This is a genomic window from Methylobacterium adhaesivum (assembly GCF_022179065.1).
Classification (GTDB): Bacteria; Pseudomonadota; Alphaproteobacteria; order Rhizobiales; family Beijerinckiaceae; genus Methylobacterium; species Methylobacterium adhaesivum.
The window spans coordinates 100,614-121,517 of the sequence record NZ_BPQD01000039.1 but is presented as its reverse complement, the minus strand read 5'-3'; the positions used below and the strand labels follow the sequence as shown (position 1 = coordinate 121,517).

At 69.9% G+C, this 20,904-nt stretch carries 21 protein-coding genes; 14 read left to right on the top strand and 7 right to left on the bottom strand.

All coding sequences use genetic code 11. The features are described 5' to 3' along the window. Positions 1-66 precede the first annotated feature (66 nt). The 11 genes from MFF01_RS20090 to MFF01_RS20040 all read left to right on the top strand — a co-directional run bounded on the left by MFF01_RS20090 (position 67) and on the right by MFF01_RS20040 (position 11,992). The gene (locus MFF01_RS20090) at positions 67-1,314 is read left to right on the top strand and encodes a deoxyguanosinetriphosphate triphosphohydrolase (RefSeq protein ID WP_238228122.1); all 1,248 of its coding nucleotides are present in this window, start codon (positions 67-69) and stop codon (positions 1,312-1,314) included. Positions 1,315-1,414: 100 nt separating this feature from the next. Continuing rightward, the gene (gene argS, locus MFF01_RS20085; protein WP_238228043.1) at positions 1,415-3,178 is read left to right on the top strand and encodes an arginine--tRNA ligase; all 1,764 of its coding nucleotides are present in this window, start codon (positions 1,415-1,417) and stop codon (positions 3,176-3,178) included. 30 nt (positions 3,179-3,208) lie between these two features. Next, entirely contained in the window at positions 3,209-4,639 is a 1,431-nt protein-coding gene (locus MFF01_RS20080) for an SPOR domain-containing protein (protein ID WP_238228042.1), read from the top strand. 164 nt (positions 4,640-4,803) lie between these two features. Further along, positions 4,804-5,811 (top strand): beta-N-acetylhexosaminidase, encoded by a 1,008-nt coding sequence (gene nagZ / locus MFF01_RS20075; protein ID WP_238228040.1) that lies wholly within the window; start codon positions 4,804-4,806, stop codon positions 5,809-5,811. Positions 5,812-6,020: 209 nt separating this feature from the next. Further along, positions 6,021-6,272: a twin-arginine translocase TatA/TatE family subunit gene (locus MFF01_RS20070; protein WP_238228038.1), complete on the top strand. Its 252-nt coding sequence runs from the start codon at positions 6,021-6,023 to the stop codon at positions 6,270-6,272. Between the two features lie 170 nt (positions 6,273-6,442). After that, complete coding sequence (gene tatB / locus MFF01_RS20065; RefSeq protein ID WP_238228036.1) at positions 6,443-6,913, top strand: Sec-independent protein translocase protein TatB; 471 nt, start codon at positions 6,443-6,445, stop codon at positions 6,911-6,913. Continuing rightward, positions 6,910-7,710, top strand: coding sequence for a twin-arginine translocase subunit TatC (tatC, locus tag MFF01_RS20060; RefSeq protein ID WP_238228034.1), 801 nt, complete (start codon positions 6,910-6,912; stop codon positions 7,708-7,710). Before tatB ends, tatC begins: the two co-directional genes overlap by 4 nt. An 80-nt stretch (positions 7,711-7,790) precedes the next feature. After that, positions 7,791-9,074 (top strand): serine--tRNA ligase, encoded by a 1,284-nt coding sequence (serS, locus tag MFF01_RS20055; protein ID WP_238228033.1) that lies wholly within the window; start codon positions 7,791-7,793, stop codon positions 9,072-9,074. After that, positions 9,074-9,838 carry a 5'/3'-nucleotidase SurE gene (gene surE, locus MFF01_RS20050; RefSeq protein ID WP_238228031.1) on the top strand — a complete coding sequence of 255 codons (765 nt, stop codon included), beginning with the start codon at positions 9,074-9,076 and terminating at the stop codon, positions 9,836-9,838. Before serS ends, surE begins: the two co-directional genes overlap by 1 nt. A 14-nt stretch (positions 9,839-9,852) precedes the next feature. Further along, positions 9,853-10,506 carry a protein-L-isoaspartate O-methyltransferase family protein gene (locus tag MFF01_RS20045; RefSeq protein WP_238228029.1) on the top strand — a complete coding sequence of 218 codons (654 nt, stop codon included), beginning with the start codon at positions 9,853-9,855 and terminating at the stop codon, positions 10,504-10,506. A gap of 115 nt (positions 10,507-10,621) precedes the next feature. Further along, a complete protein-coding gene (locus MFF01_RS20040) occupies positions 10,622-11,992 on the top strand; it encodes a murein hydrolase activator EnvC family protein (protein WP_238228027.1) in 1,371 nt (456 codons plus the stop codon). 78 nt (positions 11,993-12,070) lie between these two features. Here MFF01_RS20040 and MFF01_RS20035 read toward each other — a convergent pair whose 3' ends face one another. From MFF01_RS20035 to MFF01_RS20005, 7 genes are all read right to left on the bottom strand, one after another. Next, a complete protein-coding gene (locus MFF01_RS20035) occupies positions 12,071-13,051 on the bottom strand; it encodes a YncE family protein (RefSeq protein WP_373319827.1) in 981 nt (326 codons plus the stop codon). A gap of 5 nt (positions 13,052-13,056) precedes the next feature. Further along, positions 13,057-13,593 (bottom strand): SRPBCC family protein, encoded by a 537-nt coding sequence (locus MFF01_RS20030; protein ID WP_238228025.1) that lies wholly within the window; start codon positions 13,591-13,593, stop codon positions 13,057-13,059. Between the two features lie 32 nt (positions 13,594-13,625). Beyond that, positions 13,626-14,222, bottom strand: a complete 597-nt coding sequence (locus MFF01_RS20025) for a DUF447 domain-containing protein (RefSeq protein WP_238228022.1) — start codon at positions 14,220-14,222, stop codon at positions 13,626-13,628. Positions 14,223-14,226: 4 nt separating this feature from the next. Then, positions 14,227-15,780, bottom strand: coding sequence for a DUF6513 domain-containing protein (locus MFF01_RS20020; protein ID WP_238228020.1), 1,554 nt, complete (start codon positions 15,778-15,780; stop codon positions 14,227-14,229). Continuing rightward, positions 15,777-16,391 carry an amino acid kinase family protein gene (locus MFF01_RS20015; RefSeq protein WP_238228019.1) on the bottom strand — a complete coding sequence of 205 codons (615 nt, stop codon included), beginning with the start codon at positions 16,389-16,391 and terminating at the stop codon, positions 15,777-15,779. Before MFF01_RS20015 ends, MFF01_RS20020 begins: the two co-directional genes overlap by 4 nt. Further along, the gene (locus MFF01_RS20010; protein ID WP_238228118.1) at positions 16,388-17,113 is read right to left on the bottom strand and encodes a (5-formylfuran-3-yl)methyl phosphate synthase; all 726 of its coding nucleotides are present in this window, start codon (positions 17,111-17,113) and stop codon (positions 16,388-16,390) included. Before MFF01_RS20010 ends, MFF01_RS20015 begins: the two co-directional genes overlap by 4 nt. Before the next feature lie 123 nt (positions 17,114-17,236). Continuing rightward, a complete protein-coding gene (locus MFF01_RS20005) occupies positions 17,237-17,767 on the bottom strand; it encodes a DUF3280 domain-containing protein (protein WP_238228017.1) in 531 nt (176 codons plus the stop codon). 223 nt (positions 17,768-17,990) lie between these two features. On the opposite strand from MFF01_RS20005, the gene pedA1 reads away from it, so the two are divergent. The 3 genes from pedA1 to MFF01_RS19990 all read left to right on the top strand — a co-directional run bounded on the left by pedA1 (position 17,991) and on the right by MFF01_RS19990 (position 20,902). Continuing rightward, positions 17,991-19,232 (top strand): lanthanide ABC transporter ABC transporter substrate-binding protein PedA1, encoded by a 1,242-nt coding sequence (pedA1, locus tag MFF01_RS20000; protein ID WP_238228015.1) that lies wholly within the window; start codon positions 17,991-17,993, stop codon positions 19,230-19,232. 151 nt (positions 19,233-19,383) lie between these two features. Further along, positions 19,384-20,385 (top strand): YVTN family beta-propeller repeat protein, encoded by a 1,002-nt coding sequence (locus tag MFF01_RS19995; protein WP_238228013.1) that lies wholly within the window; start codon positions 19,384-19,386, stop codon positions 20,383-20,385. Positions 20,386-20,467: 82 nt separating this feature from the next. Continuing rightward, complete coding sequence (locus MFF01_RS19990; RefSeq protein ID WP_373319823.1) at positions 20,468-20,902, top strand: cupredoxin domain-containing protein; 435 nt, start codon at positions 20,468-20,470, stop codon at positions 20,900-20,902. The last annotated feature ends 2 nt before the right edge of the window (positions 20,903-20,904 follow it).

The window sequence follows — 20,904 nt, the reverse complement described above, 5'->3', positions numbered from 1 at the left end:
AACGTTGTCACACACAAGATAAGCCCGGTGGGCACGCGCTGCAACGCGGCGCGACAGGGGGACGATGTGCGGCAGAATGGTGAGCGCTGGAGGGCGCCCTATGCGACGAACCCGGCCGCCACGCGCGGGCGCCTGATCCCCGAGGCGGCCTCGCCGACGCGCAGCGATTTCCAGCGCGACCGCGACCGGATCATCCATTCCTCCGCCTTCCGCCGCCTCAAGCACAAGACCCAGGTCTTCGTGCACCACGAGGGCGACCATTACCGCACCCGCCTCACCCACACCCTGGAGGTGAGCCAGATCGCCCGGGCGCTCGCCCGGGCGATGGGCCTCGACGAGGACCTGGCCGAGGCCCTGGCCCTGTCCCACGACCTCGGCCACACCTGCTTCGGCCATACGGGCGAGGATGCCCTCGACGCCCTGATGGGCCAGCATGGCGGGTTCGACCACAATGCCCAGGCCCTGCGCATCGTCACCCGCCTGGAGCGGCGCTACGCCGGCTTCGACGGGTTGAACCTCGCCTGGGAGACCCTGGAGGGCCTGGTCAAGCACAACGGCCCCCTGCTGGAGACGGACGGGACGCCGACCCCGCGCTGGGCGGCGCGCGGCATCCCGGCGGCGATCCTCGAATACAACGGCCAGAACGACCTCGAACTCGCGCGCTTCGCCGGGCCGGAGGCGCAGGCGGCCGCGCTCGCCGACGACATCGCCTACGACAGCCACGACCTCGACGACGGCCTGCGCGCCGGCCTGTTCGATCTCGCCGACCTCGCCGCCGTGCCGTTCCTCGCCGACATCCTGGCGGAGATCGACCATCTTCATCCGAACCTCGACACATCGCGCAAGATTCACGAACTGGCGCGGCGGGTGATCACCCGCTTCGTCGAGGACGTCATCGCCGAGAGCGGGCGCCGCATCGCCGCCCTGGCGCCCATCGATGTCGCCGCCATCCGGGCGGCGTCGGCCCCCGTCATCGCGTTCTCGCCGGCCATCGCGGCGGCGGACCGGGCGATCAAGACCTTCCTGTTCGCCCGCATGTACCGCCACCCCGGCGTGCTCGCCGTGCGGGCGAGGGCCGACATCATCGTCGCCGACCTGTTCGCGCGGTTCACCGCCGAGCCCGGCGCCATGCCGGAGGAGTGGTCGGCCGGGCTGGAGGGGGCGGGCGAGGGCCGCATCGCCCGCCGGGTCGCCGATTACATCGCCGGCATGACCGACACCTACGCGGTGCTGGCCCACAAGCGCCTGTTCGCGACAACGCCGGACCTGCACTGGAGCCCGGAGAGCCGGGGGCTGCCCCTGGCCGAGCCGTGAGGGACCGGCCGTGACACCCGTGTTCCCGGTTGATATGCCCACCACTTGAGACGTGGGCCGTCGGAATGAGACGGCTGTCGCGAGCGGAAACCGATCACCGATGAACATCTTCGCCACCTTCGAGGCGCGCGTGCGCGCGGCCGTGCAGGGCCTCATCCAGGCCGGGCAGCTGCCCGAGGGGCTCGACCTGTCGCGCGTGGTGGTGGAGCCGCCCCGCGACGCGAGCCATGGCGACCTCGCCACCAACGCCGCCCTGGTGCTGGCCAAGGAGGCGAAGACGAATCCGAAGGCCCTGGGCGAGGCCCTGGCGGCCGAGTTGCGCCGGGATCCGGACGTGGTCGATGCGAGCGTCGCCGGTCCCGGCTTCATCAATCTGCGCCTGGCGCCGGGCACCTTCCACGCCGTGGTGCGGGCGGCCCTGACCGAGGGCGACGCCTACGGGCGTGGCGCCGTTCCGGAGGGGAAGGCCCCCGCCGGGAAGGTCAACATCGAGTACGTCTCGGCCAACCCCACCGGGCCGATGCATGTCGGCCATGGACGCGGCGCCGTGTTCGGCGACGCGCTGGCCAACCTCCTCGTGGCCTCGGGCCGCGACGTGACGCGCGAATACTACATCAACGATGCCGGGGCGCAGGTGGACGTGCTCGCCCGCTCCGCGTTTCTGCGCTACCGCGAGGCGCTGGGCGAAGCGGTCGGGCCGGTGCCGGACGGGCTCTATCCGGGCGACTACCTCGTGCCCGTGGGCCAGGCCCTGGCCGACACCCACGGCCGCACCTTGCTGGACCAGCCCGAATCGCAGTGGTTGCCCACCGTGCGGGCCTTCGCCATCGACGCGATGATGGACCTGATCCGGGGCGACCTCGCCCGGCTCGGCATCCACCACGACGTGTTCTTCTCCGAAGCCACCCTCCAAGAGGCCGTGCCCGTCCTCCTCGCCGACCTGCGCGAAAAGGGCCTCGTCTACGAAGGCCGTCTGCCGCCGCCCAAGGGCCAGTTGCCCGAGGATTGGGAGGACCGCGAGCAGACGCTGTTCCGCACCGTCGAATTCGGTGACGACGTTGACCGTCCCCTCCTGAAGTCCGACGGCTCCTTCACCTACTTCGCGTCAGACATCGCCTATCACCGCGACAAGATCCAGCGCGGCGCCACCGACCTCATCGACGTGCTCGGCGCCGATCACGGCGGCTACGTCAAGCGCATGCAGGCGGCCGTGAAGGCGGTGAGCGACGGCCGGGCGACCCTCGACGTCAAGCTCTGCCAGCTGGTGCGGCTGTTGCGCGCGGGCGAGCCCGTGAAGATGTCCAAGCGCGCCGGTGAGTTCATCACCCTGGCCGAGGTGGTGGACGAGGTCGGGCGTGACGCGATCCGCTTCATGATGCTCTACCGCAAGAACGACGCAACCCTGGATTTCGACCTCGCCAAGGTGGTGGAGCAATCCAAGGACAACCCCGTCTTCTACGTGCAGTATGCCCATGCCCGCTGCGTCTCGGTGTTCCGCCAGGCCCGCGAGGCGATGCCGGCCGAAGATTTTTCGCGCGACGGCCTGCTGGGCGAGGCCGACCTGTCCCTGCTCGCCGATTCCGGCGAGGCCGAGATCATGCGTCTCATCGCGCAGTATCCGCGGGTGATCGAAGCGGCGGCGGCGGCTCACGAGCCACACCGTGTGGCATTCTATCTCTACGAGCTGGCCTCTTCGCTGCATGGTTTCTGGAACAAGGGCAAAGACTTGCCGCAATTACGGTTTGTTAATCCAACCGACCGAAACTCGACACGGGCCCGACTGGCCCTCGTGGAGGCATTGCGGGGCGTGATCGCCTCCGGCCTCGCGGTGTTGGGCGTCACCGCGCCGGCCGAAATGCGGTGAGGTGACTGCGGCGTAAAGGGGAATGCTGCCATGACGACGAACGCTTCGCGAGCGCCGGTCGATTTCGACGCCTTTGCGCGTGATCTGCAGCAGCCCCGGATGCCGCACCCTCAGGGGGCGGAGCCTCACGGAACGCCCACCCCGGAACCGCAGGCGCAGACCAAGTCCGATCCCCTGTCGGAACTCGCCCGCATCATCGGTCAGGACGATCCGTTCCGGGCCATTCTCGCGGCTCGCGACGCGCGGTCCGAGCCGGCTCCGGGCCGGCGCGTCGAGCCGAGCTTCGCCCAGGCCCCGGCCCCGGCCCCGGCGCAGCCGGCCCCGGCTTACCGGGCGCCCGCCGCGTCCTCGCCGACGGACGCCTTCGACCAATACCTCGCCTCCGTGGAGCAGGACCCCTATCCGAGCCAGGGCACCGACGGGCCGCCCCAGGCCGAGCAGGATGCGTTCGCCTCCGGCGACCGCACGGCCACCGCACGCCCGCGCCAGCGCAGCCGCCTCGTCTCCGTCGGGGCCGGCCTCGGCGTGGTCGCCGTCTGCATCACCGGCGGCCTCGCCTGGCGCGGCCTGCATTCGGGCGGCGGACATGCCGGTGGCGTTCCCACCATCATGGCGGATACCGCGCCCCTGAAGGTCGCCCCGCAGAAGGCCGACGGCGTCGAGATTCCCGATCAGAACAAGCAGATCTACGACCGCACCGCCAAGGACGGGCAGATCCGCATCGTCAACCGCGAGGAGCAGCCCCTCGACGTGGCGCAGGCCGCCCGCTCGGCCCAAGGAACGGGCGAAGGCGGCGCCACCCCCGGCAGCGCCACCGGCAATACCGGGGCGCCGCAGACCGGCACCCTGACGGAATCGCTGGGTGAACCGCGCCGGGTCCGGACCGTCTCGGTCAAGCCGGATACGCCGGTGCCGCCGCCGCAGCCCGAGGTCGCCGAGGCCCCGCCGGCTTCCGTGATCCCGACCATGACCCTGCCGGGGACATCCGCCGAGGGCACGACGGCCCCCGCTTCCCTTCGCCCGCGCGGCACGCGGGTGAGCGCGCCCATCTCCACTCCCACGGCGACGCCCGTGGCCGAGGCGCCGGCGCCCACGGCAGTGGTTCCCGCCCCCGCTCCCCGCACCAAGGCGCCCCAGCGCGTCGCCGCCGTCGCGCCCGAGACCACCGCCGCCGTGGCTCCGCCGCCCGCGACGGTGGTGGAATCCCCGGCCCCCGCCGCCGGCTCCTTCTCGGTCCAGCTCGGCGTGCGGGGCAGCGCCAGCGAGGCCCAGGCCGCCTTCACCCAAATGCAGGGCAAATATGCCCTCCTGGCCGGCAAACCGGCTCTGATCCGGCAGGCCGAGGTGAACGGCAAGGCGCTCTACCGCGTCCGCGTCGGACCCCTCGGCAAGGGCGAGGCGACGAGCCTGTGCACCCAGCTCCAGGCGGCCGGCGGTCAGTGCTTCGTGGCGAAGAACTGAGGCGCTCACCCGGAGAGTCTCGCGAAGATCCCGGTCGTCACCCGTCGGGCGGGCCAGTCCGGAGGGCGTGATCGCCCTCCGGCTCCGAGGGGCGTCGATCCACCCTCCGTTCATCGCGCCGGCATCCGGGCCAGCGCCACCAAAGTCCCCAAGGACGCAGCCCCATGACCACCCGTGCCCTCATCCTCGGTTGCGCCGGCAAGACTCTCTCGGCGGAGGAGAACGCATTCTTCCGCGACGTGGCGCCGTGGGGCTTCATCCTGTTCAAGCGCAACATCGGCACGCCCGACGAGGTTCGGGCGCTGACGCAGGCCCTGCGCGACACCGTGGGCCGCGCCGACGCGCCGATCCTCATCGATCAGGAGGGGGGGCGGGTGCAGCGCATGGGGCCGCCGCACTGGCCGGCCTACCCGGCCGGCGGGCGCATCGGCCGCCTCGACGGATCGGCCGTCGCCATGGCCGAACTCGGCGCCCGGCTCATGGCGCACGATCTGGCCAGCGTCGGCATCAACGTCGATTGCGCGCCCGTGCTCGACGTGCCCGTGGCTGGCGCCCACGACGTGATCGGCGACCGCGCCTACGGCACCACGCCCGAGCGTGTCGCCGAGATCGGCCGCGCCGTCGCGCGTGGACTGATGCAGGGCGGCGTGCTGCCGGTGATGAAGCACATTCCCGGTCACGGCCGCGCGGGATGCGACAGCCACAAGGGACTGCCCGTGGTGGAGGCCGATTTCGCGACCCTGACGGCACAGGATTTCGCACCGTTCCGAGCGCTTGCCGACTTGCCCCTCGCCATGAGCGCCCACGTGGTCTTCACCGCCCTCGATCCCGACCATCCGGCGACCCAGTCGGCCATCGTCATCGAGCGAGTTGTTCGCGGTTTCATCGGTTTCGACGGGCTACTGATGACCGACGACCTGTCCATGCACGCGCTCCAGGGTAGCTTTCGTGCACGCACCGAGGCGGCGTTCGCGGCCGGGATCGATGTCGGCCTGCACTGCAACGGCGACCTCACGGAGATGCGGGGCGTCGTCGAGGGCGCCCCGGGGCTCGCCGGCCCGGCCCTGCGCCGGGCGCAGGAGGCCCTCGCGCGTCTCGCCGTCGCGGCCCCGGCCTTCGATGTGAGCGAGGCCCGCGCCCGGTTCGAGGCCGCCCTGTCCCTCGCCGCCTGATCCGGCGTCCCGCGACGAGCGCCCTGCGCGCCACCGATCGTCGCACCGGCCGGCCGTCCGCCTCTGGCGAAAACGGGTTCCTCCACGCGCGAAGGAGCCTCGAAACCCACGCGGTTCTTGTGTTGCCGCAGTGCGATCCTTAGGTTCCCTGCAATTAGACACATGCGGGTGCCGTGCGGGCGTAGGCTCCCACGGCTCGGGAGGTTGCCATGGGCAGCATGAGTATCTGGCACTGGATCATCGTCGCCGGCATCGTGATGCTGCTGTTCGGGCGGGGCAAGATCTCCGACCTGATGGGCGACGTCGCCAAGGGCATCAAGGCATTCAAGAAGGGCATGGCCGAGGACGAAGCGCCCACGGCCGTGCCGCCCCCGAGCTCCGGCGAGCCCGTGCGGACCCTGCCTCACCAGAACGAGGCGGCCACGGCCAACACCGTCGCGGCCGATCGCAAGGTCATCTAGGCATCGGGAGGGCGGCGTGGAGTTCGCGGCGCCGGGCCTCGTCGGTTCACCGGCGCCGAGGGCTTGGGCACTCGGTGCTTGGGGCCGGGCCTGGGTCTGGCGCATCCGCGCCCGACCTGCGATAGGCACCCGCTGCCACGGGCATTGCGCGACCGCGGGACAATCAGCCTATGTTTGACATGAGTTGGGGAGAGGTGATGCTGATCGGCGGCGTCGCCCTCATCGTCATCGGTCCGAAGGATCTGCCCAAGGCCCTGCGCACGGTCGGGCAGATCACGTCGAAGATGCGCCGCATGGCCGGCGAGTTCCAGGCGCAGTTCAATGAAGCGGTCCGCGAGGCGGAGTTCGACGAGATCCGCCGCGAGGTCGACGGCGTCCGCAAATCCGCCGGGACCATGGGGCCGGTGTTCAACCCGGTCCAGACCATCCGCGACGAGATCAAGGGCGCAGTGGACGGCCACACCCGGACCACCCCGTCCCCGACCCAGCCGCTCGCGAACGTCGCCGCCCAACTCGCCGAGAAGGACCCGGTGCCCCCGGCCGAGCCGGCCCCGGACGCCGATTCCCTCGCTTCCCCGTTGCCCGCCGCGACGCCGGATTCTCCGGCTTCGGCCAAACCGCAGCACGATCCCGCCCGATGACCAACGCGACGGATGACGCCGATATCGAGGCGTCGCGGGCTCCGCTCCTCGACCATCTCATCGAATTGCGGTCGCGGCTCATCAAGTCGCTCGCCGCCTTCGTGGTGATGTTCTTCGCGTGCTTCTTCGTCTCGCGGCACATCTACAACATCCTCGTCTGGCCCTACGTCTCCGTCGTGGGGGCCGAGAACGCCAAGCTCATCGCCACGCACTTCCTCGAGCAGGTGTTCACCAACATCAAGCTCAGTGTGTTCGGCGCCGGCTTCCTCGCGTTTCCGGTCATCGCCACCCAGATCTACGCCTTCGTGGCGCCGGGCCTCTATCGCAACGAGCGCCAAGCCTTCCTCCCCTACCTCGTGGCGACGCCGGTGTTCTTCATCCTCGGCGCCCTGGTGGTGTTCTTCCTGGCGATGCCGCTGCTGATCCAGTTCTCGGTCTCGCTGCAGCAGATCGGGCAGCCGGGGGAGGCGACCATCGCCCTCCTGCCCAAGGTGGACGAGTATCTCTCGCTCATCATGACGCTGATCTTCGCCTTCGGGATCGCATTCCAGCTGCCCGTGATCCTGACGCTGCTGGGTCAGATCGGCGTCATCGACGCGGCGTTCCTGCGCGAGAAGCGCCGCTACGCCATCGTCCTCGTCTTCGTGGTCGCCGCCGTTCTCACCCCGCCGGACGTCATCTCGCAGCTCTCCCTCGCGATCCCGATGATCCTCCTCTACGAGGCCTCGATCTTCTCCGTGAGCCGCGTCGAGCGCATCCGCGCGGCACGGCGCAAGGCCGAGGGGCTGGACCCGTAGGAGGGGCGCTGCCCTTGTCGGGCCGGTGGCGATGCTGCAAAGCCTCGTCGTCTGTTCAGAAGCCTGCCCCGAGCGCCCCCATGCACGACATCCGCGCCATCCGCGAGAACCCGGACGCCTTCGACGACGCCCTGCGTCGGCGCGGACTGGCCGCGCTGGCGGCCGAACTGATCGCCCTCGACGATGCCCGCAAGGGCGCGACCTCGGCGGCTCAGGCGAATCAGGAGCGGCGCAATGCGCTGGCCAAGGAGATCGGCAGCGCGAAGAAGGCCAAGGACGAGGCCCGCGCGTCCGAACTCATGGCCGAGGTCGCCCGCCTGAAGGACGAGGCACCGGGGCTGGAAGCGGCGCAGGCCGAGGCCGGGCGTGTCCTCGACGAAAAGCTCGCGGCGATCCCGAATTGCCCCGGCTCCGAGGTGCCCGAGGGCGCCGACGAGCACGGCAACGTCGAGTACCGTCGGTTCGAGGCCAAGCGTCCGCAGCTCGCGACCGGCAAGCAGCATTTCGAGATCGGCGAAGCCTCCGGACTGATGGATTTCGAGGCGGCCGCACGGATGTCCGGCGCCCGCTTCGTGGTGCTGAAGGGCCAGCTCGCCCGGCTGGAGCGGGCGCTCGGCCAGTTCATGCTCGACCTCCATACGGGCGAGCACGGTTATACCGAGGTGGCGCCCCCCCTGATGGTGCGCGACGAGGCGATGTTCGGCACGGCACAGCTGCCGAAGTTCCGGGACGACCAGTTCGCCGTGCGCGAGCATTGGCTCATTCCCACGGCAGAGGTGCCCCTGACCAACCTCGTGCGCGAATCGATCCTGCGCGAGGAGGAGCTTCCCTTGCGCTTCACGGCCCTCACGGCCTGCTTTCGGGCCGAGGCCGGCTCGGCGGGCCGGGACACGCGCGGCATGCTGCGCCAGCACCAGTTCAACAAGGTCGAGCTCGTCTCCATCACCACGCCGGAGCAGTCGGCGGACGAGCACGAGCGGATGCTGGGCTCGGCGGAGGCCGTGCTGAAGAAGCTCGACCTGCCGTACCGGATCATGACCCTGTGTACCGGTGACATGGGCTTCGCGAGCCGGAAGACCTACGACATCGAGGTCTGGATGCCCGGCCAGGAGACATTCCGGGAGATCTCGTCCTGCTCCGTCTGCGGCGATTTCCAGGCCCGCCGCATGAACGCCCGCTTCCGGGGCAAGGACGGCAAGGCGGTGAACTTCGTCCATACCCTCAACGGGTCGGGCGTGGCGGTCGGCCGCGCACTCATCGCCGTGATGGAAAATTACCAGAATCCCGACGGCAGCGTCACGGTGCCCTCGGCCCTGAAGGCCTATATGGGCGGGATCGACCGGATCGAGGGACACACAGTCTGATGCGCATTCTCGTCACCAACGACGACGGCATTCACGCGCCGGGGCTCGAGACCCTGGAGGGGATTGCCCGCGCCATCTCCGACGACGTCTGGGTGGTGGCGCCCGAGACCGACCAGTCGGGCGTGTCGCACTCGCTGTCCCTGAACGACCCCCTGCGCCTACGCGAGATCTCGGAAAAACGCTACGCTGTGAAGGGCACCCCGTCCGATTGCGTGATCATGGGGGTGCGCCACATCCTCAAGGACCACGGGCCGGACCTCGTCCTGTCGGGAGTCAACCGCGGCCAGAACGTCGCCGAGGACGTGACCTATTCGGGCACCATCGCGGCCGCCATGGAGGGCACGATCCTCAACGTGCGCTCCATCGCCCTGAGCCAGGCCTACGGCGCCGGGGGGCGCGGCGCCATCAAGTGGACTTGTGCCGCCGAGCACGGCCCGGGGGTCGTCCGCAAGATCCTGGAGATCGGGATCGAGCCCGGCATCGTCGTCAACGTCAACTTTCCCGATTGCGAGCCGCACGAAGTTCTGGGCACCGCCGTGACGGCGCAGGGATTCCGCAACCAGGCGCTTCTCGCCATCGACGCGCGCCAGGATGGGCGCGGCAACCCGTATTTCTGGCTCGCCTTCGCCAAGGCGACGTTCCAGCCGGGGAACGGCACCGATCTCAAGGCTATCGCCGAGAAGCGCATCTCGGTGACCCCCCTGCGCCTCGACCTCACGGACGAGCCGAGCCTGACGCGATTCGCGCAGGGCTTTTCCGGCTGAGGCCCGCGCGCGCCATGACGATGGACGGCTCCATCGAGGCGGCGGCCTTCGTCATGACCCTGCGGGGGCGGGGGGTCCGCGACACCGACACCCTCCGGGCCCTGGAGCGGGTGCCGCGTGAGCGCTTCGCCCCCGGCCCCTACCGCGACCTCGCCCGGCGCGACCTTGCCCTGCCGCTTCCCTGCGGGCAGACCATGACGGCGCCGAGCGCCATCGCCGCCATGCTGACGGCCCTCGGGACGCGGCCCGGCATGCGCCTCCTCGAGATCGGCACGGGCTCAGGCTACGTCACCACCCTGCTGCTGCGCCTGGGGGCGGCCCACGTCCACAGCATCGAGCGTTACGCGCTCCTGGCGGAGGATGCCCGGACCGTGCTCCTGCCCGAGGATCGCGCGCGGGCGACCCTCGCCGTCGGCGACGGCCTCGACCCGGCCTGTCTGCCCGAGGGGCGATTCGACCGCATTCTCCTCAACGGAGCCCTGGCCGCCCTGCCGCCGCACCTCGCCGGCGTTCTCGCGCCGGGCGGCCGCCTCGTCGGAGCCCTGGGGACACAGGAGGCGACACACCGGGTGGTCGTGACCCGGGATGCGAACGGGATCGTCGAAGAGCGGCTCGGTGAGCGTCTGCGCCTGGGGCCGCTGACGCCGGGGTGTGCCCGCGTCCTATAACGGGACGATCGGATTGTTCCCGAACGCTGCCAACGTAGTAAACCGGAACGGTTGTTTAACCTGAATCCCGTTTGAATGACGTCATCAAGTTGCGTCAGGTCAGACAGGTGCGTCGATGCGGGTTCGCGGGACTGGTCGAGGGTTGAAGACGCTGTCGCGCTTCGCGCTCATCGGAGTGATCGGAGGCGGCGCGGCCGCTTGTTCGTCGGATGCGTCGCGCCTCGGCGACCCGTTCGGCAATCCGTTCGCTTCCAACATGGCGACCGAGCCGACCGCCACGGGAAGCATTTCTGGCGGGGAGCTCACGCCGGCTCCGGTGGTGCGGACGAGCCGGATCCAATCCCAGGCGCTGGGCGCGCCCGGAGTGGCGATGTCGCCCCGCCCCATGGCCGCCGCGCCGCCAGCGACCCCCGTTCCGGTGAGCCGCGTCGCGTCCACGGAACCGGTCTCCGGTATGGTGTCGGGCATGAACCCGGATGCGGGCCGTGCCATGACCACGCGCAGCGTGCCGGCCGCGCCGGCCCCCAAGGTCGATCGTGCCGCCGAGCGCAAGGCCGCCGAGGCCGCGGCGCTCGCTTCCCGCAAGGAAGCTGAAGCGGAGAAGCTCGCCGAAGCCCGCCGCGCCGTCGAAGCCAGTAAGGACGCTGCGAAGAAGGCTGCCGAGGCCAAGGCCGCGGATGCCCGGAAGCTCGCCGAGGCGAAGAAGCTCGTCGAGACCCGCAAGGCCGAGGCCGCGAAGGCGGCAGCCGACGCCAAGCTCGCCGATTCCCGGAAGGCGCACCCGCGTCCCGGCCAAGCGGTCGCCAAGGGCGACGAGAAGCCCGTCCGCAAGATCGAGATCAAGGAGGCCAAGGCCGAACCGAAGCCCGAGGTGAAGGCGGATCCCGCCAAGCTGAAGGCCGAGGCGGCCAAGGATGCCGCGAAGAAGGCTGCCGAGGCCGAGGCCAAGACGGCCAAGCTCGAAGCCGCCAAGGCTGCCGCGAAGCAGGTCGCCGAGGCCAAGGCCGCCGAGGCTGCGGCGAAGGAAGCCGCCAAGGAGGCGGCCAAGGCGCCGGTGAAGGTCGCCGCCGTGGAGGCGCCGAAGGCCGAACCCGCCAGCACCGGCTCGGTGGCGCCCGACACTTCGTTCCGCTGGCCGGCCAAGGGCCGGGTGATCTCGGGCTACGGCTCGTCGGGCAACGAGGGCATCAACATCTCGGTGCCCGAGGGCACGGCGGTGAAGGCGGCCGAGGACGGCACTGTGGCCTATGCCGGCTCCGACGTGAAGGGCTACGGCAAGCTCGTCCTCGTGCGCCATTCCAACGGCTACGTCTCGGCCTATGCGCATAACGGCGAACTCGACGTGCGCCCCGGCGAGAAGGTGAAGCGCGGCCAGACCATCGCGAAGTCCGGTGCCTCGGGCAACGTGACCTCGCCCCAGCTCCACTTCGAGATCCGCAAGGGCGCGACCCCCGTCGATCCGATGCCGCACCTCGCGAGCAACTGAAGCACCCGGCGCCAGGACCCTGAAACGAAGAACGGCGGCTCCCACGAGGAGCCGGCGTTCTTCGTTCGGGGATCGGCGTCACCGCAAGAAGTCGCCGAAGGCGCGCGGACCGTCGGGGACGGGAATCTCCTTCGTCACCTTGAGGGTGGTGGCGTCGAGGAGGCTCAGGGTGTTTGAGCCCCAGTTCGCCACCACGAGGGCGGTTCCGTCGCGGGTCGCGGCGATCCCCTCGGGATGGTCGCCGACTTCGACGGTGGCGACACTCGTGAGGGTCTGGAGGTTGAACACGCTCACCGTGCCCCCGTACTGGTCGGTAACGAAGCCGCGGGCGCCTGCCAGCGCCACCACGTAGGGCCGCTCGCCCGTGGTCACCCGGCCGATCTCGGAGCCGGCGGCGATGTCGAGGACCGAAACGTCGTTCGACGTGACGTTGGCGGTGTAGGCGCGCGCCCCGGCTGCATCGAGGGTGATGCCGAACGGATGCCGGCCCACGGGAATCGTGCGCGTCACGGCCAGGGTGGCGGCGTCGACCACCGAGACCGAATCGCCCTCGCGATTGGCCACCAGGATGGTGGCACCGTCCGGCGTCACGGCGATGCCCGACGGCGAGGCGCCGACCTGGAACTCGGTCTCGAGACGCGAGCCGTCGGCGGGCACCACGAACACCCGGCTGCCGTACCAGTCGGCCACGTAGACGAGGCCGGTCTTCGGGTTCACGGCGATGCCGAGGGGGCCGCCCGGCAGGGCGAGGGTGGCGGTGACCGTGCGGGTGGCGAGATCCACCACGGCGAGGCCCGGCCCCTCGGGGCGGGTGACGTAGGCGGTCTTGCGGTCGGGCGAGAGCGCGATGCCGGCCGGCGCACCATCGATGGCGACCTGTCCCACCACGGCGCCGGCGTCGAGGTCGACGATGGCCAGGGTGTTGGCGCCCTGGGCCGTGATCAGGGCCACTTCTGCGCGGGCGTCTTCGGCGCGGGCAGGGGCGGCGGTCAGCGCCAGGGCGAGGAGGAGAGGGCCGGCGCGAAGCCGGCCCTTCCGTGATGCATTCCGAGAGCGGATGTCGCTCAAGAACCGCTCTTCTCGATCTTGGCCTTCAGGGCGTCGAGGCCCGTGCGGTAGAGGCCGCGCACGGCCTTCTGGGACGCCTCGTCGTTCAGCTCGGGCGGCGGATCGTTGTTCATGTAGCCGCGATAGAACGCGCCGTCCCAGACGACCTTGGACTTGCCGCCGCCGGCATCCTCGACCTTGAGGGTCGAGGAGTAATCGTTCACCGGCAGGGTCTTCACGTCGACCTTGGTGATCCGGTACGAATAGCTCATCTTCTCGGCGGAGTACTTGTACAGCTCCTCGTCGACGGTGGCGCCGCCCTTGAGCGTCAGGGTGCGGGTGGCCTTGACCTCGTTGCCGCCCTTGCCCTCGGTCTTCTCGACGGGGGGAAGCCAGCTCATGTCCTGGAAGTTGCCGATCACCGCCCAGACCTTGTCGGGCGCAGCGTTGATCTCGACGGTCTCCTCGACCTTCTTGCGGGTGGGGCCGTGCGCCTGAGCGCCGAACGAGACGAGGGCGAAGGCCGCCGCCGTGGTGAGTGCCAGGAACTTCATCGGAATTCTCGTCTCCTCAGGAACGCACGATTCTACGGTGCTGCGGTGGGCTCATCGAGGATGCGATCGCTGCGCCCCAGGGCGGCGGCGACCTTGTCCTCGATCCAGTCCCAGGCCTCGCGCTCGGCGGGCCCGGCGGTCTTGATGATCGCGATGGCGTGGTAGCGCATCTCGGTCAGAATTTTTTCGGGGTCCAGCATGTGGAGGCGGGTGGAGAGGATCGCTGCCTCCAGCACCGCCGCCTGCGCCCGGTTGTAGCCGAAGAACGGGATATGGGCGGCGGAATGGACCAGGCGTCCGCGATAGCGCGGGCGGGTCGCGTCCGGTTCCACGTCCGTCACCTCGAATTCGGCGTGGCCGAAGCTGTCGGCGAGGCGCCGGCCGGGAATCCGGTCACAGGGCAGGGTCGCCCAGTCGCGCCGGCCCGTGACGGCGCCGGCGATGACCCGGATGTCGCTCGGGCTCGACGCCGCGAAGACCGGATTAGCTTCCAAGTTCAGGATCGTCGGCGACGGCCGGAACGGGGCCAGCACCCAGTCGGCCCCGTCCTGAATCAGGCCGAACGGCACGAGGTGCAGCTCGCCGTCAGGCGACGTCGTGGTGACGATGGTCTCGAGGATCAGCGGCACGGACTCACGCCTTCCCGGCCGGAACGAGCTTGCCGCAGACGATGCGGGCGCCCGCGTCCGAGGGCGTGTCCGAGACGGTGTCGGCGGCGGAGGCTTCGCCCGGCGCCACGATCTCCGGCCGGCCCGCATCGGCGTCCGGCGCCGTGGTGTCGCGGCTCATCCCGTTCGGCCCGGAATGCTTGGTGTGGCCGGCTTTCTTGAACGCGGTGGTGTCCTCGATCTCGGCATCGGCGGCCGCGCCCCAAACCAGGGCTTCGTCTTGCACGTAGCGCTTGCCGAGGCGCCACGCGGTCTCGGCCTTGGTCAGTTCGCCGCCGAGATAGAAGGCGTGGGCGCCGTCCTCAACCACATCGAGGCGGGGGAAGAACGCCATGGCGTCAGTGCCGACGGAATGGATGTCACGGTTGAACACGTGGATGCCGTCCTCGGCGACCGCGATGCGGTAGTTCGGGTCCTTCACCTCGGCCGCCTGGGCCGCGATCTCGTCCGGGGTCTGCACATAGGGGCGCTTGTCGTGAAGCGCCAGGAGGGAGCGCCCGTATCCCTTGGGGAGGGCCGAATCCGCCTTGGCGGCGTACATCACCCGGCGGGCGGCGTCGTGCTCCTCCACCGTGCGGCGGGTGTGGTTCGAGACCTGAACGATGAGGACGTTGCGGATGGCGAGTTCCGAGCACATCCCGACGAGCAAAGCCGTCACCCCGAGGCTGTCGGCCTCCGTGAGTTCCGTGAGGTTGCCGGTGCCCATCATCATCTCGATCTCCGGCCAGCGCCGGCGCGTCTCGTGATAGCGGGTGATGGACTCGACGAAGCCGAAATGGATCGGCTCCAGGATCGGGTCGGCCATGTAGGGTCGGCCGGCCTTCTCCATCCGCTCGATGGCGCGGTCGAGGGAGGCGAGGTCGTCGGGCCGCACGGGCACGAGGACCGGCACGGCGTCGGTCTCGAAGGCGAGGTCGAGGGTGTCCTCGTTGAGACTGAGAAGGTAGTCGGCCCCCGCCTTGGCACCACGGGTGAGTTCATCCAGCGAGAACGAATCGACGCTGACCTTCAGGCCCGCCCCCTTCAGGAGGCGCACGCACTCCTCGAGATGCGGGAAATCCGTGTCGGGCAGGCCGCCGAGGTCGATGACGTCGGCGCCGCGCCGGGCGAGATCGAGGCCCTTCGCCAGGATCTGGTCCGGAGTCATCTTCGAGGCATCGACGATCTCGGAGAAGATCCTGAGGTCGTGGCGCGACAGGTCCACCGTGCGTCCCGCGAGGCCGAGATAGGCCGGCAGATCGACGATCTCGTCGGGGCCGCGCTCCACCGGCAGGCCGAAATGCCGGGCCAGGGCCTCGGGGTTCGCCCGGCAACGGCCCGGCAGGACGATGCGGGTGGCGCCTTCGGGAATCGTCACCCGGCGCCGGATGATCTCCTCCGTCATCAGGGCGGCGACCTTCACGCCGGCATCGGCGATGCTCCAGGTGAAGCGCTCGGCCGGCAGGGTGGCGGCGACCTTCTCAAGGCGTGCCTTGGCCATGCGGCCGGTAATGAAGACGAGGTGTTCGGGGGCGGTCATGCGGCGGCCCTCGTGCCTGCTGCGCCGGTGCCGGCAAAACTGGTGCCGGCCGCGCCGGGGCCCCGGATCTCGATGGTGCCGGGATAGCGCCCGGCGAAATCGGCAAAGGCCGCGTCGACGAGGCCGAGGTGCGCGAGATCCGGCAGCCCGGCACCGGCCGGGCGGTCGATGGATTTGACGAGGAGGCAGCGCCGCGCGCGCCACTGCGTGGCGAGCCACAGGGCGAGGCTGTCGGAGGTCACGGCCCAGGTCTCGGGAATTCCGGGGTGGCCCTGTTTGAGGTCGACGGGGTCCCAGACCGGAATGCCCCCTTGGGCGAGGATCGCCGATCCCGCATCCCAGGACGCGGCGATGCGCAGGCGCGGTTCGAGGGCGCAGAAGACCTCGGCCATGCGCCCCATGGCGTCGAGGGCGAGGCGATGGGCGAGGGCGTCGTCGAAGCCGAGGGTAGCCTGGGAGGCGCGCACCGCGTCGGCGAAGGGGCCGCCGCCCGGAACCACCACGCAGGGGCCGTCATCGCCCGCCGCGAGGTCGGCCAGAACGGCGCGCAGGCGAGCCGCCTCCGACACGAGGCTGCCGCCGACCTTCACCACCGTGAGGTTTGCGATCATGCGGCGTTCCGCCGGGCGCTGGCACGAAGGGTTTTGACGGCCAGCGCGACCCGGACCGGATCGAGGCCGTTCGTGCGGTCGCTGTCGCGGCACAGGCCGCCTCGGAAACCGAGATAATGGGCCCCGAGGACGGAGAGGGGCGCGATGTCGGCGAGAGCGAGGGAGCCGGCGAGGCCCGAGACGAGGCCGTGTTCGCGGCAGGCCCGGGTGAAGGCCGCGAGCGCCGGGGCCGGCAGGAGGTCGGGCAGGCGGCGCCCGTCCTTCGTCGCCGTGTCGATCATGGCGCCGATGAACCCGGCCGACGCCAGGCGCGGCATCAGGTTGGTGTCCGGCGCGCCTTCGGCGAACAGCACGCCGATGAGCCGGCCGGGGGCCGCCGACGCCGCCTCGGCCAAGGCCGCGTCGGGGAAGCCGGCCTGCACGGCGACCTTCACGTAATCCACGCCCGTGGCCGCCATGGCGGCGACGCACGCGGCCAGAGCGGTTCCATCCGCCGGTTCTCCCGCTACGGCGCTGGTGACGGCACGGCCGCCGATCTGCGCCACGAGACCCCGCACGATCTCAACGGGGAGGGCGCCGAGCGCCCCGCGCTCCGGGTCCTTGGCATCGACGAGGTCCGCGCCCGCGAGGGCGGCGGCCAGCGCCTCGTCGGCATCGCGCACGCTCACGAGGAGGCGCGGAGCGGCTTCGCCGGAGGCAGGATCGAAGGGGGAGGGCGTCAACACGACAGTTTTCGGACTCGCTCGGACTCGGATGGGGCATCGACGCCCGACGGCGTCCCGCTGCTGATCACGTGGACCCGCGTGGCCCAAACGCAAAGTGGCCCTACCAAAAAACCGGCGCCGTCACGAGCGGTTCGGCAGGGGCTCGGCCAGCAGGCGGTTCTTCACCACCCAGCGCATGGCATGCGCCCAGGTGTCGTCGGTGTCGGCGCGGATCACCACCCGGCCCCCGCGCACGACCTTGCCGGTGGCGGCCTCCGTGATGGTGACCGTGAGGTTGAAGATCTGGTTGGAGCCCTTCTCGACGTAGCCGCTGACGGCGAGGTTCGCCCCGAGGGCCTTGGCGATGGCGGCCGCGCAGCCGTCACACTTGTAGAGGGGCGCCTGCTTGGCGATCTCGGCGGCCTGGGGGGCGACGTCGACGGGCTCCACGGCCTCGCCCAGCGCCTTGCGCAATTCGTCGGTGACGAGGCCGAGGCGCCGGGTCTCGTCCGGCCGCGCCTTGCGGCCCCCGACCACGCCCGGATCGAACAGTTCGATCCCGAAGATCGCCGCCGTTTCGGGCGCGGCCCGCGCGGGCGCCGCGAGGGCGAGGAGGAGGGCGAGACTCGCGCAAACGCGTCCGGCACGGGGGAAGGGGATCGGTGACGTCATGAACTCCCTCGTCTCGGATCGGGCGCCGGCCCGGACCTTTCGGCACCATGAGGCCCGGTTCCTCGGCAGGCAACGCCGGGGAATGCGTGGCGATCCCGGCATGGCGCCGCATCCCGCCGGGCGCTTCCAGCGCGAGGGGGGCGCGCTCGTGGCGAATGCTTATGATATCCTTATCAAACGTCGATTGAGCCGGGACGGGCAATGTTGCTAGCGTGCCGGCCGCATGCACGCTTCCACACGCTTTCCCCTCATCCCCGTTCTCCTCCTCGGTCTGTGCGGGCCGTGGTCCCCTCCGGCTGCCGCGCAGGAACCGGCGCGCTCGGCGGAGGAAGCCGGGCCCGCGCCCGTGCCGGCCGCGACGGAGACCCGCATCGGGTTTCTCTATCGGCCCGAGCCCGCGCCTTCGTCCTACGACGCCGAGGCGGCGCCCGAGGACGAGGCGGTCGCCGGCGCCCGCATGGCGATCAAGGACAACAACACGACGGGCCGCTTCACCAAGCAGACCTATGCCCTCGACGAGATCGCCCTCGACGGGACGAAGAGCGCCGTCGATTCCGCCCGGGAACTGGCGGGCCGGGGCCTCAAGTTCCTCGTCCTGGCGCTTCCCGCCGACGAGGTGCTGGCGGTCGCCGACGCGGTGAAGGGGGAGGGCGTCACGGTCTTCAACGCCGCCGCCCCCGACGACCGCCTGCGGGGCGCCGATTGCCGGAAAAACGTGTTCCACGTCATCCCCAGCCGGGCGATGCAGACGGATGCCCTGGCGCAGTTCTTCACCCTGATGCGCTGGCGCAAGATGTTCCTCATCACCGGCCCGCAGGACAACGATCGTCTCTACGCCGAGGCGTTCAAGAACTCCGCGCGCAAGTTCAACCTCAAGATCACGGCCGAAAAACCCTGGACCTTCGGGCCGCTGGCCAAGGCGCGGGGCGACACCCCGACCCGGTCCGAGGCGATGGTGTTCACCCGGGGCGTCGATTACGACCTCGCCATCGTGGCCGACGAGGCGAACGACTGGGGTGACTACGTTCCGTTCCGCACCGTCGATCCGCGTCCCGTGGCCGGTACGCAAGGGCTCATCGCCACCACCTGGCACCCGACCCTGGAGACCTGGGGCGCGGCCCAGGCGCAGAACCGGTTCCGGCGTCAGGCCGGGCGCCTCATGCGGCCCCTCGACTATCAGGCCTGGGCGGCCGTGCGCTCCATCGGCGAGGCGGCGACGCAGAAGAAGACCGCCGACCCCACGGTGCTCGCCCCCTATTTCGCCGATCCGGCCTTCAGTCTGCCGGCCTACAAGGGCGTATCCCTGACCTACCGCCCATGGGACCACCAGCTGCGCCAGCCGGTGATCGTGGTGCAGCCCAAAGCCATGGTCTCGGTCGCGCCCGAGCAGGGCTTCACGCACCAGCGCACGCCGCTGGATACCCTCGGGATCGACCTGCCCGAGACCACCTGCAAATTTCCCTGATCGACCGGGAGCTTCATGACCCGCCGGGGCTGCGGCAACGCGTGACTGCGCGGCTTGCGATCCGGCGCTCCCTGTGAGACGGGGCTGCACTATAATAAGACACCAGACCCAACCGCGCGCGAGACAGCGGTGGGCCCGAGGAGGACACAGGATGAGCCGCGGCTTCAGGGCGAACGCGTCGGGATCGGTCGTGGCATGGGCGCTCCTCGCCGCCACGACCCTGGCCGGCACCGGGTCGGCAAGCGCCTACACGGTCTACGTGACCAACGAGAAGGGCAATTCCGTCAGCGTCATCGACAGCGAGACCATGGCGGTCACCGGCACCTGGAAGGTCGGTCGCCGCCCGCGCGGCGTCACCACGAGCAAGGACGGCAAGGAGCTCTTCGTCTGCGCCAGCGACGACGACCGGATCGACGTCCTCGATACCAGCACCGGCAAGGTCGTTCGCTCGCTCCGGTCCGGGCCGGACCCGGAGCAGTTCATCCTCGGCCCCGAGGGCAACCTGCTCTACGTCGCCAACGAGGACGACAGCCAGGTCACGGTCATCGACGTCGAGAAGAACAAGGTCATGGCCGAGGTGCCCGTCGGGGTCGAGCCGGAGGGGATGGGCCTGTCCCCGGACGGGAAGGTCCTCGTCAACACCTCCGAGACCACCAACATGGCCCACTTCATCGACACCACGACCTTCCAGGTGATCGACAACGTGCTGGTGGATGCCCGCCCCCGGTTCGCCGAGTTCACGGCCGACGGCAAGTTCCTCTGGGTGTCGGCTGAAGTCGGCGGCACGGTGAGCGTCATCGATGTCGCAGCGCGCCGTGTGGTGAAGAAGATCACGTTCAAGATCCCGAGCGTGAACGACGAGGCGATCCAGCCCGTGGGCATCCGCATCACCAAGGACGGCACGAAGGCGTTCGTGGCGCTGGGCCCCGCCAACCGCATCGCCGTCGTCGATGCCAAGACCTACGCGGTCGAGAAGTACCTGCCCGTCGGTCAGCGCGTCTGGCAGCTCGCCTTCACGCCGGACCAGAAGCTGCTGTTCTCCACCAATGGCTCGTCCAACGACATCTCGGTGGTCGACGTCGCGGCCGAGAAAGTGGTCAAGAGCATTCCCGTGGGGCTGCTGCCCTGGGGCGTGGCGGTCTCGCCGAACTGATCTTTTTGCGGGGATCGCCCGCCCGATGCGCGGCGGCGTGCCGAAGGCTCCTGGACGGCAAATGAAAGGATTGGCGGACGTGATGAAACGAGCGATGTGCGCGGCAGCCCTCGGGCTCGCCGCCTGGACGATGGCCGGGCCGGCGCTGGCCCTCGACCTCACGAAGAAGCGGTCGAACCTGCCCGACCTCGTCCTCGGTAACGAGGAGGGCAACGATTTCGTGGTCGAAAACCGCGAGATCGAACTCGAATCCGGCAAGGCCTACCGCCTGCGCATCGTCGCCAAGGGCCGGCAGGAGTACAAGTTCTACGCCACCGAGTTCTTCCGCAACATCTGGTTCAACCAGATCGTCATCCAGCACCTCGAGATCCACGGCAGCGGCCCACCGGACCATCTGGAATTCGACGATCCGGGCGAGATCGCCATCGAGTTCGTGGCGATCAAGCCGGGCGAGTATCCCTGGTCGGTCCATGGCCTCGAGGCCAAGGGCATGACCGGCAAGTTCATCGTGAAGTAGGC